This window comes from Dyella nitratireducens, from assembly GCF_014642835.1.
GTDB lineage: Bacteria > Pseudomonadota > Gammaproteobacteria > Xanthomonadales > Rhodanobacteraceae > Dyella_B > Dyella_B nitratireducens.
This window is the reverse complement of record NZ_BMJA01000001.1, coordinates 1,865,584-1,879,325: the sequence shown is the minus strand read 5'-3', so window position 1 is coordinate 1,879,325 and position 13,742 is coordinate 1,865,584. Positions and strand designations below refer to the sequence as shown.

13 protein-coding genes are annotated in these 13,742 nt (G+C 63.0%); 6 read left to right on the top strand and 7 right to left on the bottom strand.

Features of this window, described 5'->3' with window-relative positions; translation table 11 throughout:
• Positions 1-5: 5 nt before the first annotated feature.
• The 5 genes from dprA to purD all read left to right on the top strand — a co-directional run bounded on the left by dprA (position 6) and on the right by purD (position 7,206).
• On the top strand, positions 6-1,151 hold the full coding sequence (gene dprA / locus IEX75_RS08600) for a DNA-processing protein DprA (protein ID WP_188793802.1): 1,146 nt from the start codon (positions 6-8) through the stop codon (positions 1,149-1,151).
• 124 nt (positions 1,152-1,275) lie between these two features.
• Entirely contained in the window at positions 1,276-3,744 is a 2,469-nt protein-coding gene (locus IEX75_RS08595) for a DNA topoisomerase I (protein ID WP_188793801.1), read from the top strand.
• Positions 3,744-4,316, top strand: a complete 573-nt coding sequence (tsaC, locus tag IEX75_RS08590; protein ID WP_188794388.1) for an L-threonylcarbamoyladenylate synthase type 1 TsaC — start codon at positions 3,744-3,746, stop codon at positions 4,314-4,316. The genes IEX75_RS08595 and tsaC overlap by 1 nt, the downstream gene beginning before the upstream one ends.
• Before the next feature lie 141 nt (positions 4,317-4,457).
• The gene (locus IEX75_RS08585) at positions 4,458-5,828 is read left to right on the top strand and encodes an AMP-binding protein (RefSeq protein ID WP_188793800.1); all 1,371 of its coding nucleotides are present in this window, start codon (positions 4,458-4,460) and stop codon (positions 5,826-5,828) included.
• A 94-nt stretch (positions 5,829-5,922) separates the two neighbouring features.
• Positions 5,923-7,206 (top strand): phosphoribosylamine--glycine ligase, encoded by a 1,284-nt coding sequence (purD, locus tag IEX75_RS08580; protein WP_188793799.1) that lies wholly within the window; start codon positions 5,923-5,925, stop codon positions 7,204-7,206.
• A 76-nt stretch (positions 7,207-7,282) separates the two neighbouring features.
• Here the strand turns inward: purD and IEX75_RS08575 are convergent, their stop codons facing one another.
• Together IEX75_RS08575 and IEX75_RS08570 are read right to left on the bottom strand one after the other, a co-directional pair.
• Entirely contained in the window at positions 7,283-7,702 is a 420-nt protein-coding gene (locus IEX75_RS08575; protein WP_188793798.1) for a GFA family protein, read from the bottom strand.
• 47 nt (positions 7,703-7,749) lie between these two features.
• On the bottom strand, positions 7,750-8,118 hold the full coding sequence (locus IEX75_RS08570) for a DUF2784 domain-containing protein (RefSeq protein WP_188793797.1): 369 nt from the start codon (positions 8,116-8,118) through the stop codon (positions 7,750-7,752).
• 82 nt (positions 8,119-8,200) lie between these two features.
• Between IEX75_RS08570 and IEX75_RS08565 the strand changes: the two genes are divergently transcribed.
• Positions 8,201-10,075, top strand: coding sequence for an MFS transporter (locus IEX75_RS08565; RefSeq protein ID WP_188793796.1), 1,875 nt, complete (start codon positions 8,201-8,203; stop codon positions 10,073-10,075).
• Between the two features lie 80 nt (positions 10,076-10,155).
• Here the strand turns inward: IEX75_RS08565 and IEX75_RS08560 are convergent, their stop codons facing one another.
• The 5 genes from IEX75_RS08560 to IEX75_RS08540 all read right to left on the bottom strand — a co-directional run bounded on the left by IEX75_RS08560 (position 10,156) and on the right by IEX75_RS08540 (position 13,693).
• Positions 10,156-11,025 carry a regulatory signaling modulator protein AmpE gene (locus tag IEX75_RS08560; RefSeq protein WP_188793795.1) on the bottom strand — a complete coding sequence of 290 codons (870 nt, stop codon included), beginning with the start codon at positions 11,023-11,025 and terminating at the stop codon, positions 10,156-10,158.
• A gap of 71 nt (positions 11,026-11,096) precedes the next feature.
• Positions 11,097-12,050: an NAD(+) diphosphatase gene (nudC, locus tag IEX75_RS08555; RefSeq protein ID WP_188793794.1), complete on the bottom strand. Its 954-nt coding sequence runs from the start codon at positions 12,048-12,050 to the stop codon at positions 11,097-11,099.
• A gap of 19 nt (positions 12,051-12,069) precedes the next feature.
• On the bottom strand, positions 12,070-12,438 hold the full coding sequence (erpA, locus tag IEX75_RS08550) for an iron-sulfur cluster insertion protein ErpA (RefSeq protein WP_188793793.1): 369 nt from the start codon (positions 12,436-12,438) through the stop codon (positions 12,070-12,072).
• Between the two features lie 75 nt (positions 12,439-12,513).
• On the bottom strand, positions 12,514-12,945 hold the full coding sequence (locus IEX75_RS08545; protein ID WP_188793792.1) for a bactofilin family protein: 432 nt from the start codon (positions 12,943-12,945) through the stop codon (positions 12,514-12,516).
• Positions 12,932-13,693 carry a DUF6776 family protein gene (locus IEX75_RS08540; protein WP_188793791.1) on the bottom strand — a complete coding sequence of 254 codons (762 nt, stop codon included), beginning with the start codon at positions 13,691-13,693 and terminating at the stop codon, positions 12,932-12,934. Before IEX75_RS08540 ends, IEX75_RS08545 begins: the two co-directional genes overlap by 14 nt.
• Positions 13,694-13,742: the final 49 nt, after the last annotated feature.

The following is a 13,742-nucleotide window of genomic DNA, read 5'->3' as shown; positions in this document are numbered from 1 at the left end:
GCCGCATGAACGAGCAAGCGGAACTGCGCGACTGGTTGGTGGCCCTGCGTACGCCGGGATTGGGGCCGGGTGGATTGCGTGAGCGTCTAGTCGCCGCGAACGGGCGTATCGACGACGTGGTGGCGCAACTGAGGCGTCACTCCTCGGTGCTGGATCCCAAAGCGCAGGCGTGGTTGGAGCGGCCCGATGAAGTGCGCATCGCGGCGGACCTGGCTTGGCTGAGAGAATCGAATCATCGGCTGCTGCGTTGCACGGAGGCGGACTTCCCGCCCCAGCTGGAAACCATCCCGCAGCCGCCAGCTGCGCTGTTCGTCGCCGGTGATACCAGCCTGCTGCTGCACCCGCAGGTCGCGATCGTAGGCGCACGTAGCGCGAGCACGGCGGGTAAAACCAACGCCCAGGCCTTCGCTCGTTATTTGGCGCAAGCCGGGTTCGTGGTGACCAGCGGCCTGGCCGATGGCATCGACGGCGCGGCGCATGAGGCAGCGCTGGCGGCCGCTCAGCCTACCGTTGCCGTGATTGGCACGGGACCGGATCTGGTCTATCCGCGCAAGCATCGCGAATTGTCTGCCCGCATAGAGGCGCAAGGCGTGTTGGTCAGCGAGTTTCCACCTGGCACGGCGGCGCGGGCGGACCATTTTCCGCGCCGCAACCGCATCATCGCCGGTTTGTCGCTGGGCACGCTGGTGATCGAGGCGGGGATGCAGTCGGGCTCCCTGATCACTGCCCGGTTGGCTGGCGAGCAGGGGCGGGAGGTGTTCGCCGTGCCCGGTTCCATCCATAATCCGCTCGCCCGAGGCTGCCACCGCCTGATCCGGGATGGTGCGCGGCTGGTCGAGAGCGCCGTTGAAGTTGCTGAAACCCTGGTTCCCGCCGCCCGGGCGCTTGGTGCCGAACTGGCTCAACGCCTGGAACGGTCGCCGCCGGCCGCCACCGGAACCGCCAGGGCGGCGGCAGGCGGCTGGCGCGACGATCCGGAGTACCGGCAGCTGCTGCAGGTGCTCGGCCACGATCCCCTGGCGCTGGATGAGCTGGCGGAACGTACTGGGCAAAGTGCCGCCGAGTTGTCATCCATGCTGCTCATGCTGGAGCTGGAGGGCTGCGTGGAGGGGCTGCCGGGGGGCCGTTATCAACGGCTGCCGGGCATCTGAAAGGCGGGCTACGCCGCGTTTTCACGCACGCCAGCTTGACAGCCATCAAGCCGGCGTGCTTCCAACTATAAAAAGGCGGCCGTTCAGGAACGGCTGCAGAAGGAACTTGGGAACCCCACGCCACATGGCAAAGAATCTGCTCATCGTCGAGTCGCCGGCCAAGGCCAAGACGATCAACAAATACCTCGGCAAGGACTTCCAGGTCCTGGCCTCCTACGGCCATGTGCGCGACCTGCTGCCCAAAGAGGGCGCGGTCGACACCGAGCACAACTTCGCCATGAAGTACGAGGTGATCGAGCGCAACGAAAAACACGTCGACGCGATCGCCAAGGCCGCCAAGGCCGCGGACGACATCTATCTCGCGACCGACTTGGACCGCGAGGGTGAGGCGATCAGCTGGCACATCAGCGAGATCCTCAAGGAGCGCGGCCTGGTCGACGGCAAGAAGCTGCATCGCGTGGTGTTCTCCGAGATCACGCCGCGTGCGATCAAGGCCGCTGTGGCCGCACCACGCAACCTCTCGCACGACATGGTGGACGCGCAGCAGGCGCGGCGCGCGCTGGACTACCTGGTCGGCTTCAATCTTTCGCCGGTGTTGTGGCGCAAGGTGCAGCGCGGTCTGTCCGCCGGCCGCGTGCAGAGCCCTGCGCTGCGCATGATCGTGGAGCGCGAGGAAGAGATCGAAGCCTTCGTGGCGCGTGAATACTGGACGGTGGAAGCGCAGCTCAAGCACGTCGAGGGCGACTTCAGCGCACGCCTCACCAAGCTCCACGGCAAGAAATTCGAGCAGTTCGACCTCACCAACGAGGCCGACGCGATGGCCGCTCGCGCAGCGCTGAAGGAGGCCGCACACGGTCACCTCACCGTCAGCGAAGTCGGTAGCAAGGAACGCAAGCGCCGTCCCGCGCCGCCGTTCACCACCTCCACGTTGCAGCAGGAGGCCGCGCGCAAGCTCGGCTTTGGCACCACCCGCACGATGAAGATCGCGCAGGGGCTGTACGAAGGCGTGAGCCTGGGCAGTGAGGGCAACGTCGGTCTGATCACCTACATGCGTACCGATTCCACCGCGCTGTCGAGTGAGGCGGTGGGTGAACTGCGCCAGCTCATCGCGCGCGACTTCGGTAGCAAGGCAGTGCCCGATCACCCGCAGGTGTATCGCACCAAGTCCAAGAATGCGCAGGAAGCGCACGAAGCGATCCGCCCGACCTCGGCCATGCGCACGCCGCGCGAAGTGGCCGCATTCCTCAACGACGATCAGCGCAAGCTGTACGAGCTGATCTGGAAGCGCACCGTCGCCTGTCAGATGATCCACGCCACCTTGAACACGGTGTCGGCGGACTTCGACCTCAAGCACGTGAAGGGTGGTGATGCCGCCTTCCGTGCCACGGGCACTACGGTGGTGGATCCGGGCTTCCTCGCCGTGTACGAAGAAGGCCGTGACCAGAAGACTGCCGAGGACGATGACGAAGGTCGCCGCCTGCCCAAGCTCACCAAGGGCGAGCAGGTACCGCTGCGCGACATCCTGGCCGACCAGCACTTCACCGAGCCGCCGCCGCGTTATTCCGAGGCCAGCCTGGTGAAGGCACTGGAGGAATACGGCATCGGCCGTCCGTCCACCTATGCCAGCATCATCCAGGTGCTGCAGAACCGCGAATACGTGTTGTTGGACAACCGCCGCTTCCGTCCCACCGACGTAGGCCGCGCAGTGAGCAAGTTCCTTACCCAGCACTTCACCCAGTACGTCGACTACGACTTCACCGCCAAGCTGGAAGACGAACTCGATGCCGTCAGCCGCGGCGAAGAAGCTTGGGTGCCGCTGATGCGCCGCTTCTGGGAACCGTTTAAGCAGCAGGTGGAAGAAAAGACCGAATCGGTCGACCGCAGCGAAGCCACCGGCGCGCGCGAACTCGGCACCGATCCGAAGAGTGGCAAGCCGATCTCCGTGCGTCTGGGCCGTTATGGACCATATGCGCAGATCGGCGACAAGGACACCGACGAAAAGCTGCAGTTTGCAAGTTTGCGTCCCGGCCAGAGCATGCACACCATCACGCTGGATGAGGCACTGGAGCTGTTCAAGCTGCCGCGCAAGCTGGGGCACGCCGAAAACGGCGACGAGGTGAGCGTCGGCATCGGCCGCTTCGGCCCATTCGTGAAGCAGGGCAGCACGTATGCCTCGCTGAAGGCCGAAGACGATCCCTACACCGTCGAATTGCCGCGCGCGCTGCAGATCGTGCAGGAAAAACTCGAACTGATTGCCAACCGCGTGATCAAGGATTTCGGCAACGGCGTGCAGGTGCTCAACGGCCGCTATGGTCCGTACATCACCGACGGCGACAAGAACGCGCGCATTCCGAAAGATCAGGAGCCGAAGGAGCTGACCGAAACGCAATGCCTGGAATTGCTGGCGGCGGCGCCGGCAAAGAAGGGGCGTTTCGGCAAGAAGTCGGCCACGACGAAGGCGGCGCCTGCGAAGAAGGCGGCGGCGAAGAAGACGGCTACCAAGAAAGCAGCCGCGAAGAAAACCGCTACGAAGAAGACGGCGACCAAAAAGGCAGCTGCCAAGAAAGCGGCGACCAAGAAGGCTGGGGCTTGATACCCCAGCACCACACTCTCGCCGAACTGGAAGGTGCCGCTGACGCACTCCGCCAAGGCGGCGTCATCGCCTACCCCACCGAAGCCGTCTTCGGCCTCGGTTGCGATCCGCACAATCGCATCGCCTTCGAACGCATCTTCGCGCTCAAGCAACGCCCCGCCACGCAAGGCGTGCTGCTGATTGCCGCGGACTTCGCACAAATCACACGCTACGTCGACATGACGAAAGTGCCGCAGGACGTGCTGGCGCAAGTGCGCGCCAGCTGGCCCGGCCCGTTCACCTGGGTGTTTCCGCGCAGTGCCGACGTGCCGGACTGGGTGGCAGGCGAGCATGAGGGCATCGCCCTGCGCGTCACGGCGCATGGCCCCGCCGCCGCGCTATGCCGTGCTTTCGGCGGCGCCTTGGTCTCCACCAGCGCCAACCCGCATGGCCGGCCGCCGGCACGAGACCTGGCCACCGTCACGGCCTACTTCGGCGAAGGCTTGGATGGCATCGTGGATGCTCCACTGGGTGGTGCGTCCCAGCCCACCACCATCCGGGATGCGCTCACTGGCGCTATCATCCGAAGCTGAATCCCGTAGAACACGGCCATGGCACGGTGGGCGCCGATTCAGCCGTTAGCGCGAGGATGAGGGGCAAATCCCGAACAACCGGTACTACCGACCGATCTGGCCGGTCAGGGGTTTGCATGGGCAGCAACCAGGAGTCTGCGTGTGGCGATCGTCTACGACACCTATCAGCGCGATGAAGCGGCGCGACTGCTGCCCCTTTTGAAGGTGGACGACCCATGCCGCGTGGTGGCTCTGCATGACGGCCAGGTGATCACGGCGGCGCAGTTCGTTGCGCACGTGGCGCGTGTCGCCGCGCAACTGCCCGAAGCGCCTGCTGCGGTGAATCTGTGCGAAGACCGCTATGCCTTCCTCGTCGCCTTTTGTGCGATTGCCCTGCGCGGCCAGGCCAACCTGCTGCCGCCCTCGCGTGCACCGCAGGCGGTGGAGGAAGTGATGGCTGCGCATCCAGGCTGTCACGTCGTTGGCGACCGGCCGCTCCATCCGGCACCCCGGCACTACCACGTTTTGCCTCCGTTGCCGGTGGATGAAGCTGTCTCCGGGGAAGCAGTCTGGCCGGCGATTCCCGCCCTGCAAACTGTGGCGATCGGATACACCTCCGGTTCCACCGGATCGCCGCGTTCGAACGCGAAGACCTGGCGCAGTTTCCATGCGAGCACGACCGGCAATTTGCGCATGTTGCAGCAGGTCGTAGGCGAGCGGTTCTCGGTGGTGGCAACGGTGCCGCCGCAACACATCTACGGCGTGGAGATGTCGATCCTGCTGCCGTTGCTGGGCGAGGTGCAGGTGCATTCCGGCCGTCCGTTCTTTCCAGCCGATATCGCTATTGCGCTGGAAGACATGCCGGCGCCGCGTGTGCTGGTTACCACACCCGTGCATTTGCGTGCACTGGTTGCCTCGGGTGTGAACTTGCCGCCGCTGGCCGCGATGCTTTCCGCCACGGCACCCATGCCGCCCGAGTTGGCGGTGCAGGCCGAGCAACGCTTTCATGCGCCGCTGCTGGAAGTGTTCGGCTCCACCGAAACCTGCGCTTTTGCTTCGCGGCGTGCGACCGTTGACGACCGTTGGTCGCTGTACCACGGCGTGCATCTCCATCCGCAGCCGGATGGCACCCAGATCGAAGCGCCGCAGCTCGACGGGCCAGCCGTGTTGGCGGACATCGTGAGCTTGCACGATGAAGGCCGTCGCTTCGAACTGCGTGGGCGCCATGCCGATCTGCTGGAGATTGCCGGCAAGCGCGCCTCGCTGGGCGACCTCACCCGTCGTCTGTTGAACATTCCGGGCGTGGAAGACGGGGTGGTGTTCCAGTTGGATGAGGCCGACGCCATCGGTGTGCGGCGCATTGCGGCCCTGGCAGTGGCGCCTGGGCTCGATGAGCACGCCATCCTCGACGCCCTGCGTGCGTCAATCGATCCGGTATTCCTGCCGCGTCCGCTGCGGCTGGTGGAAGGCCTGCCGCGCAACGAAACCGGCAAACTGCCACGGGCGGCATTACTCGAAATGCTGCACGCTTAACGTCCCTCTCCCAGTGGGAGAGCGGCTATCCAGGCAAACCAGGCAACACCCACTACAATGCGCGCTCTCAAGTTGTGCAGCAGTGGGAGCAGGCATGAAGGTTCTGGTGATCGGCAACGGCGGCCGCGAGCACGCGCTGGCGTGGAAGCTCAAGCAATCGCGGCGCGTCAGCGAAGTGATCGTCGCCCCCGGCAACGCCGGTACGGCGCGCGAGCACGGCGTGCGCAATGCCGATGTGGCCGTCACCGATATCGAAGGCCTGCTCAAGCTTGCCAAAGCCGAGAAAGTCGAGCTGACCGTGGTTGGCCCGGAGGTGCCGCTGGTGGCCGGCGTGGTCGACAAGTTCCGCGCCACGGGCCTGCGCATCTTCGGTCCCCGCGCGATTGCTGCGCAGTTGGAAGGCTCCAAGGCTTTCGCCAAGGATTTCCTGCTCCGCCACAACATCCCTACCGCGCACTACGCGGTATTTACGGAGCTCAACAAGGCGGTGGCATACGTGCGTGAGCATGGCGCCCCCATCGTGATCAAGGCCGATGGCCTGGCGGCCGGCAAGGGCGTCGTGGTGGCACTCACCCTGAGTGATGCAGAGCTGGCCCTGCATGACATGCTCGGCGCACACGCTTTCGGTGACGCTTCCGCACGCGTGGTGATCGAGGAATTCCTGGAAGGCGAGGAAGCCAGCTATATCGTGATGAGCGATGGCTCACACGCGCTGCCGATGGCCAGCAGCCAGGACCACAAGCGCCGCGACGACAACGATCTCGGCCCCAACACCGGCGGCATGGGCGCGTATTCGCCGGCGCCCGTCGTGACGCCGGAGGTGGAAAAACGCATCCTCAAGGAAGTAATCGAACCGACGCTGCGCGGCATGGCTGCCGAGGGCGCGCCGTTTATCGGCTTCCTCTACGCCGGCCTGATGATCGACAAGCACGGTGTTCCCAAGGTGATCGAATTCAACGTGCGCTTTGGGGATCCAGAGACGCAGCCGATCATGCTGCGTTTGAAATCCGACTTCGTTGATCTGATCGAAGCTGCGCTGGATGGCGAGCTGCACCGCAAGCATGTGCAATGGGATGCCCGCCCTTCAATTGGTGTGGTGATGGCGGCAAGCGGCTATCCGGCCAAGGTGAAAACCGGCGATGTGATCGATGGCCTGGATGCCGACTTCGGTGCAGATGCGAAGGTATTCCATGCAGGCACCAAGCTCGATGCACAAGGCCGTGTGATCACGGCGGGTGGTCGTGTGCTGACCGTCTGTGCGCTGGGCAAGGACATCGCATTGGCGCGCGAGCGTGCCTATGACAGCATCAAGAAGATTCACTTCAATGGTGCGTTCTGCCGCAAGGACATTGCACATCGCGCGCTGCACCGAAGCTGACGTGTTCGTAGGTTGGGGTGCAAACCCCAACATTGCCATCTTCCATGCATCGTGACGTTGGGGTTTGCACCCCAACCTACGCGAACGTCACATCTGCGATCCAATTCCGCTTGCGTCTTGCCAATCGATCATCCGTGCTTTCGCCATCAAGGGTCGAAGATGATCGGCGCAGCATCGAAGCATCCACATTCTCAAACGTATTCACATTCACGACGGCATACAGCTTTTCATCGATCAGGCTTGTGACCAAGGGCGTGACGCCACATTGCTTACAAACGTGAAAATCAGCCGTTTCCGTGCCGAATGCATAGCACGACACCAGCTGCGCGTCTTTCACTTTGACCTTCAATGAGCCTGGTGGATAAGACGTCCATACACCACCGTGTTTCGTGCAAAACGTGCATGTGCAGGCGCGTGCAGGAATTTCTGTAGGCTCGGGCGACCAGTCGAGCGTGAAGGTGATGTTTCCGCAATGGCAGCTTCCGGCGATCAGCATGGTGTGCTTGTTCGTGATGTATCCCGAACACAAGCATACGCCATGACTCAGGGGCGACGCTTGAGCTGGTTGCGTAGCAGCCAGAGATAGATGGAGCCGTTGACGATCAGCACGATCGCGCCAAGCGCGTATTGGATGTTCCTGGTCAGCCCGTCAGGGTAGATCGTGGCGGTAAGGTAGTGACCGATACAGTCGCCTTGATAGGCCGATTCCCCTGCACGTTCGCGGAAATAGTTTTCAATGGACGTCAACGGACAGATCCATCCACTCGCTTCCACAAACACGCCCCACGCCGCGGCCGGCAGTTGCAGCCAGAGAACCCAGCGCCATTTCAGCGCCAACCATGCGCCGAGGCAGACGAACAGGATAAAGGCCAGGTGGAAGGCAAGTACGGCGTCGGCTAAAGCCAGGAACATGGTGATAGGGCGCGGGTGGCACGCTCGTGATCGTAACGGTTTTCACGCTACGCTAATGGCGTCCCGTTTGCCAAGGATCCGCATGAGCCAGTTCGCCCTGCTAGGCAGTCGACGTTTTGCGCCGTTTTTCTGGACCCAGGCGCTGGCCGCCTTCAACGACAGCGCGTTCCGCAATGCCATGGTGATGCTGGCTGCGTTCCAGATGGGCCTGTCGGATAAGGACGTGGGTTTGTACACCAATCTGGCACCGGCGCTTTTCATTTTGCCGTTCTTTCTTTTTTCGGCGAGCGCGGGTCAATTGGCCGAGAAGTTCGAGAAGACGCGCATCATTCGCTACGTCAAGCTGTTCGAGATCGCGGCCATGGTGCTGGCGGCCTATGGCTTCATCACCCACCATCTGGTGCTGCTGCTGATCGTGCTGTTCATGATGGGTGTGCACTCGACCGTGTTTGGTCCCATCAAGTACGCGATTTTGCCGCAGGCGCTGAAACAGAGCGAACTGGTTGGCGGCAACGGCCTGGTGGAAATGGGCACGCAGATGGCGATCCTGATCGGCATGACGGCCGGCAATCTGTTGATGCTGATGGCGGGCATGGGGCCGCATTTATCCGCCGCGTTGACCATCGGTGTTGCGGTGATCGGATACTTTGCCAGCCGGGTCATTCCACCAGCACCGGCTACCGCGCCGGATCTTAAATTCAACTGGAATCCCTTTACCGAGACGGTGCGGGTGTTGCGCATCACGCGCGAAGATCGCGCAGTGTTCAACGCCGTGCTGGGTATTTCCTGGTTTTGGTTCTTCGGTACGGTGCTGGTGGCGCAGCTGCCGCTTTACACGCGCATCAACCTGGGCGGCGACGGCACGGTGAATACGCTGGTGCTTACCTTGTTCTCCATCGGTACCGGTGTGGGTTCGCTGATGTGCGAAAAGATGTCCGGCAAGCGCGTGGAAATCGGCCTGGTGCCGCTGGGCGCGTTCGGGCTGACTGCCTTCGGTGTGGACCTGTTCCTGGCGCGTCCCGGTGCGGCGGCGGTACGCGGTATGGATTGGCTGGCCTTCCTGCACGCAGCAGGCAGCTGGCGCATCGTGTTCGATCTCACGTTGATCGGCGTGTTTGCCGGCTTTTATGTGGTGCCGCTGTTTGCGTTCGTGCAATCGCGTGCGCCGAGCAGCCGGTTGTCGCGTGTGATTGCGGGCAACAATATTCTCAATGCGCTGTTGATCGTGATGGCTTCGCTGTTCGGTCTGACGCTGGAACGGTTGGGGGTGAGTGCAGCGCATATTTTTCTGTCGGCGGCGCTGCTCAACGTGCTGGTGGCGGCATACATCTTCACGCTGGTGCCCGAGTTCCTGATGCGTTTCATCACCTGGGTGCTGGTGAATACGCTGTATCGCATCCGCGTGGACGGCATGAAGCATCTACCGGAAGAGGGGCCGGCGCTGCTGGTTTGCAATCATGTGAGCTTCATGGATCCGCTGATCTTGATGGCGAACCTGCGTCGCCCCGCGCGCTTCGTGATGTATTACAAGATCTTCCAGATTCCGCTGCTGCACTTCGTGTTCAAGACGGCGAGGGCGATTCCCATTGCGGGTCAAAAGGAAGATCCGGCGGTATTGCAGCAAGCGTTCGATGCCGTCGATGCGGCGCTGGCAGATGGCGAGGTGGTGTGCATCTTTCCAGAGGGTGGTTTGACCAAGGACGGTGAGATCGCGACGTTCCGGTCAGGCGTGGAGAAGATACTGGCGCGACGTCCGGTGCCAGTTGTGCCGATGGCGTTGCGCGGTCTATGGGGCAGCGTGTGGAGTCGGCGCGATTCGATGCTGCGGCGTGCGCGTTTGCCACGGCGATTCCGCGCACGGGTGGAATTGGTGGTGGATGCGCCGCGGCCTCCGGAAGAGGTCAATGCAGGGGTGCTGGAAGAGCGTGTCCGCGTCTTGCGCGGCGAGATGGCATGACGTCCATGTAGGTTGGGGTGCAAGCCCCAACATTGGAATGCATGTAGATGGCCATGTTGGGATTTGCACCCCAACCTACGTCAATGCAACCAGCTTCCCATCACGACCAGCGCCACCACGCTCAGCCACGCCAATAGCGCACGCAACAGCGCATCGCGCAATCGACGCAGCTCATGCAGCGGATCGGTGCGCTCTTCGACGTACCCCTCGCCGCCTTCGATATCCGTCAACACATCTGCACGCGCCGCTGCACCGAGAAAATCCGGATTGGACAGATACCAGCTGTTTGGCGCCGCCTGCTGATGCCAACGGCGCCACGCGCCGATGACGGCATCCCAATGACCCACGAGGGCGAGCGTGAACACCATTAGTTGCGCCGGCAGCCAGTCCAATGCATTGGCGAGGTAGCGGGCCTTGATGCGCGCATCGGCGTCCAGTGCCAGCGAGGTGTCATGGCCCAATTGCCGAGCAAGGCGATAGAGCAAGGCGCCTATCGGGCCGAGTACGAAGAACCAGAACAGCACACCGAAGCGGCGGCGCAACGCGGCATAGGCGGTTGCTTCGCCAAGATCCGCCGTGCGCCAGGCTACGGTTTCACCATCATCCGACAGCACCTGGGCAGCCGCTTCGCGACTGCTTTGATCGGGGGCTTTGAGAATGGCAACCAGATCGGCTTCGAACGGGTGCGGACCAAGTGAAAACAGCAGCACGGCCAGCGAGAAGATCAGTAGCAACAGATCCGGCAGTGGCAGTCGGTGCAGTATCCAGATCATCAGGGCGCAGACCACGACGGGTACCAGCACCGCCAACACTACGCGCCCGACGCCGCTGGTATCGGCCAGCTGATGTACCCAGCGCCGGAAGCCTGCATCGCCGCGCCAGCAGGCAAGCTGCGGCTGCAAGTGCAGCAATCCCAGAGCGATCAGCGCGGCAAGCAGGCGAATGGCCATGAACATGGACTCCCTTGGATGGCTGCGATTGTATGCGAGTGATGTGACTCGTTCACGAGTCGATGAGACGCTTAGCGCGTCACCAGCACATCCAGATCCAGCCCTGCACGCTGCTGCAGCCAATGCGAGAGCAGCTGGTAAGAGACGGAAAGCCGAGTCGGCGTTTTCAAGCTACCGTCGGCCAGCGAGTCGATGATCTGTTGCGGCGTGAACCAGCGTGCATCTTCCAGCTCGCCGTCACGCAATCGAATGGTGGGGGAAAGCGCTGTGGCGGTGAAGCCGACCATCAGCGAGGCTGGCATCGGCCAGGGTTGCGAGGAGTGGTAATGCGCATCACCCACGATCACGCCGGCCTCTTCGGCGACTTCGCGTCGCACGGCATCTTCCAGCGATTCGCCGGGTTCCACGAATCCCGCGAGGGTGGAATAGCGCCCCGGTGGCCAACCCGCCTGGCGCCCGAGCAAGCAAGCGCCTTGGTGTTCGACGATCACGATGATCGCGGCGTCGGTGCGCGGAAAGTGCAGGCGGCCGCAGGCGTCATGGGTACATTTTGCGCGGTGGCCGGAAGAAACGAGTTGCAGCGGCGAGCCGCAGCGCGCGCAGAAACGGGTTTCGCGCTGCCAATGCGCAAGTCCCTTGGCGTAGGCGAACAGGCCTGCTTCATCTGAGGGCAGCAACAGACCGGCTTCGCGCAAGCCCATGCGTCGTGCACCCAGCGTGGTCTCCAGGGCGGCGACGTCATCGTTCTCGTCGAGCAGCAGCATGAAGTGCGGCTGCCCGTCGACGATGCCCATCATGCTCCAGGAAGCATGCGACAGCAGGCGTTCCCGTTCGCCGGCATCGAGCCAGCGCAGGGTTTCTTGTTCCGTGTGCAGAAAGGCGTCGCCAGCCGCATCCAGCAACAGGTAGCGTGCATCGTGCGCGGCGGCTTTGGCCCAGACCCAGTCGGTGACGTCGCGCTGTTCGGCGACGCGATCGAGAATCAGGCTGAGTCCGGCGAAAGTGTTGAGTTTCGTCGCAATCATCCGGACCGGCCGAAGGGCATCAGGTGGAAAAGGAGGAGCCGCAGCCGCAGGTGGTCTTGGCGTTCGGGTTGCGGATGACGAACTGCGAACCGCTGAAGTTTTCGGAGTAGTCGATCTCGGCGCCGGTGAGGTACTGCAGCGAGAGCGGATCCACCAGCAGGGTGACGCCTTCGCGGGCGAGTGCGAAGTCGTCTTCCGCCTGCGTTTCGTCAAACGTGAACCCGTATTGGAAGCCCGAGCAACCGCCGCCGGTGATGTACACGCGCAGCTTCAGTTCGGGATTGCCTTCTTCCTGAATGAGTTCATGCACCTTGCGGGCGGCGGCCTCGGTGAAGATGAGGGGCGCGCCGGCTTGGCGATAATCGGGGATGGCTACGATGGTTTCCATAGCGCGGATATATGGGGCCGTGATTCTGCGGGCTCAAGCATATCAGCAAGAGCCCGGATGCCGCGCTGGCCATGTTCAGGCGGTTGCCGTCTCGTTGCGTACTTCCGGTGCGGGCAGTTCGCGCTGCACATGGTCATCGCCCTGGTGGGCAATGCGGCCGTTCACCTGCGCACCTGCGGCCATCTCCAGCGAGCTGTAGCGAACGTCGCCCACCACGCGGGCTTGTGTGGCGAGTTCCAGGCGCTCGCTGGCGTAGATGTCGCCGTTCACCTGGCCATTGATCATGGCGTGCGGCACGCGTACCTCCCCTTGCACCTGGCCGTGCTCGCTCAGCGTGAACACCGCATTCGCACCCTCGCCCAGCACCGAGCCCTCGATGCGGCCTTCCACGTGCAGCGTGCCGGTAAAACGCACGTCGCCGCGGATGATGGTGCCGTGCGAGATCAGGCTGGTCTCGGCGTGCCGGGAGGAGGATGAGGTGGGTTCATTGCGTTTACGGCTGAGCATCGGATTCCCCTTGGGTGATCGTGACAGGGCTGGAGAGGGCGTCGTTCCAGGTGACGGCGCGGCTGACTGGATCGCCATTCTCGGGCCGGACCGTGACATGCAGGCTGGTCGGACGGAAATCGGCGGGCAGCGCGATGGTGGTATGGAGTTGCTGAAAGTAGCGAAAGCGAAAGGGAATGCCGTTCTTCTCGGCGGCGTCGCCGAGCGTGGACCAATCGAGCTGCACCACTTTGTTGTTGCGCAGGCCTTCCACCGTGACGATGGCGGCACCACTGGTGTCGTCGTCGCGTTTGACGTTTTGTGTAAGGCTGATGGTGAGGTTCCATGCCGACGAATGCGTCACCGGCTGCAAGGACACCTCCTGCACCTTCAACCCTTCGCGCTGCGCGTCGCCGCCGACCAAGCGCGAGTAAAAGCCGAGATCGGCGCGCAGGCTGCTGATTTCTTCGTCGCGCTGGGAAATGGTTTTGCGAAGTGCCTGATTGGCAACGTCGCCGACCTGTTGCGAGCGTTGCACGTTGGCAACTTGCTGCTTGAGTTGTTCATTCTCGGCGGTGAGCGCGCGCACGGCGCGCCGATCCGTCAAGCTAGGGCCAACGCTCTTCCATGCGCCGCCGAGTAATGCGGTAAGGATCGCGACCAAAATCACGCTGCCCAACCACGCCAGCCCGATCCACAGCATCCGGCGACGCTGACTGACAGCGTCGTGCGGACGAACCACGTAGCGGGGCGGTGGGCGGGAAGCCATGCGTGGCTCTTCCGGGAAAACGGTGGATATAGCCCGACCGTGATAAGAC

Excerpts from the sequence above, each read along its gene's own strand:
- IEX75_RS08570 (WP_188793797.1), bottom strand. The coding sequence starts at position 8,118 with ATGTTCCTGGCTTTAGCCGACGCCGTACTTGCCTTCCACCTGGCCTTT.
- IEX75_RS08575 (WP_188793798.1), bottom strand. The coding sequence starts at position 7,702 with ATGCTGATCGCCGGAAGCTGCCATTGCGGAAACATCACCTTCACGCTC.
- IEX75_RS08560 (WP_188793795.1), bottom strand. The coding sequence starts at position 11,025 with ATGGCCATTCGCCTGCTTGCCGCGCTGATCGCTCTGGGATTGCTGCAC.
- IEX75_RS08595 (WP_188793801.1), top strand. The coding sequence starts at position 1,276 with ATGGCAAAGAATCTGCTCATCGTCGAGTCGCCGGCCAAGGCCAAGACG.
- IEX75_RS08540 (WP_188793791.1), bottom strand. The coding sequence starts at position 13,693 with ATGGCTTCCCGCCCACCGCCCCGCTACGTGGTTCGTCCGCACGACGCT.
- IEX75_RS08545 (WP_188793792.1), bottom strand. The coding sequence starts at position 12,945 with ATGCTCAGCCGTAAACGCAATGAACCCACCTCATCCTCCTCCCGGCAC.
- purD (WP_188793799.1), top strand. The coding sequence starts at position 5,923 with ATGAAGGTTCTGGTGATCGGCAACGGCGGCCGCGAGCACGCGCTGGCG.
- nudC (WP_188793794.1), bottom strand. The coding sequence starts at position 12,050 with ATGATTGCGACGAAACTCAACACTTTCGCCGGACTCAGCCTGATTCTC.
- erpA (WP_188793793.1), bottom strand. The coding sequence starts at position 12,438 with ATGGAAACCATCGTAGCCATCCCCGATTATCGCCAAGCCGGCGCGCCC.
- IEX75_RS08565 (WP_188793796.1), top strand. The coding sequence starts at position 8,201 with ATGAGCCAGTTCGCCCTGCTAGGCAGTCGACGTTTTGCGCCGTTTTTC.
- dprA (WP_188793802.1), top strand. The coding sequence starts at position 6 with ATGAACGAGCAAGCGGAACTGCGCGACTGGTTGGTGGCCCTGCGTACG.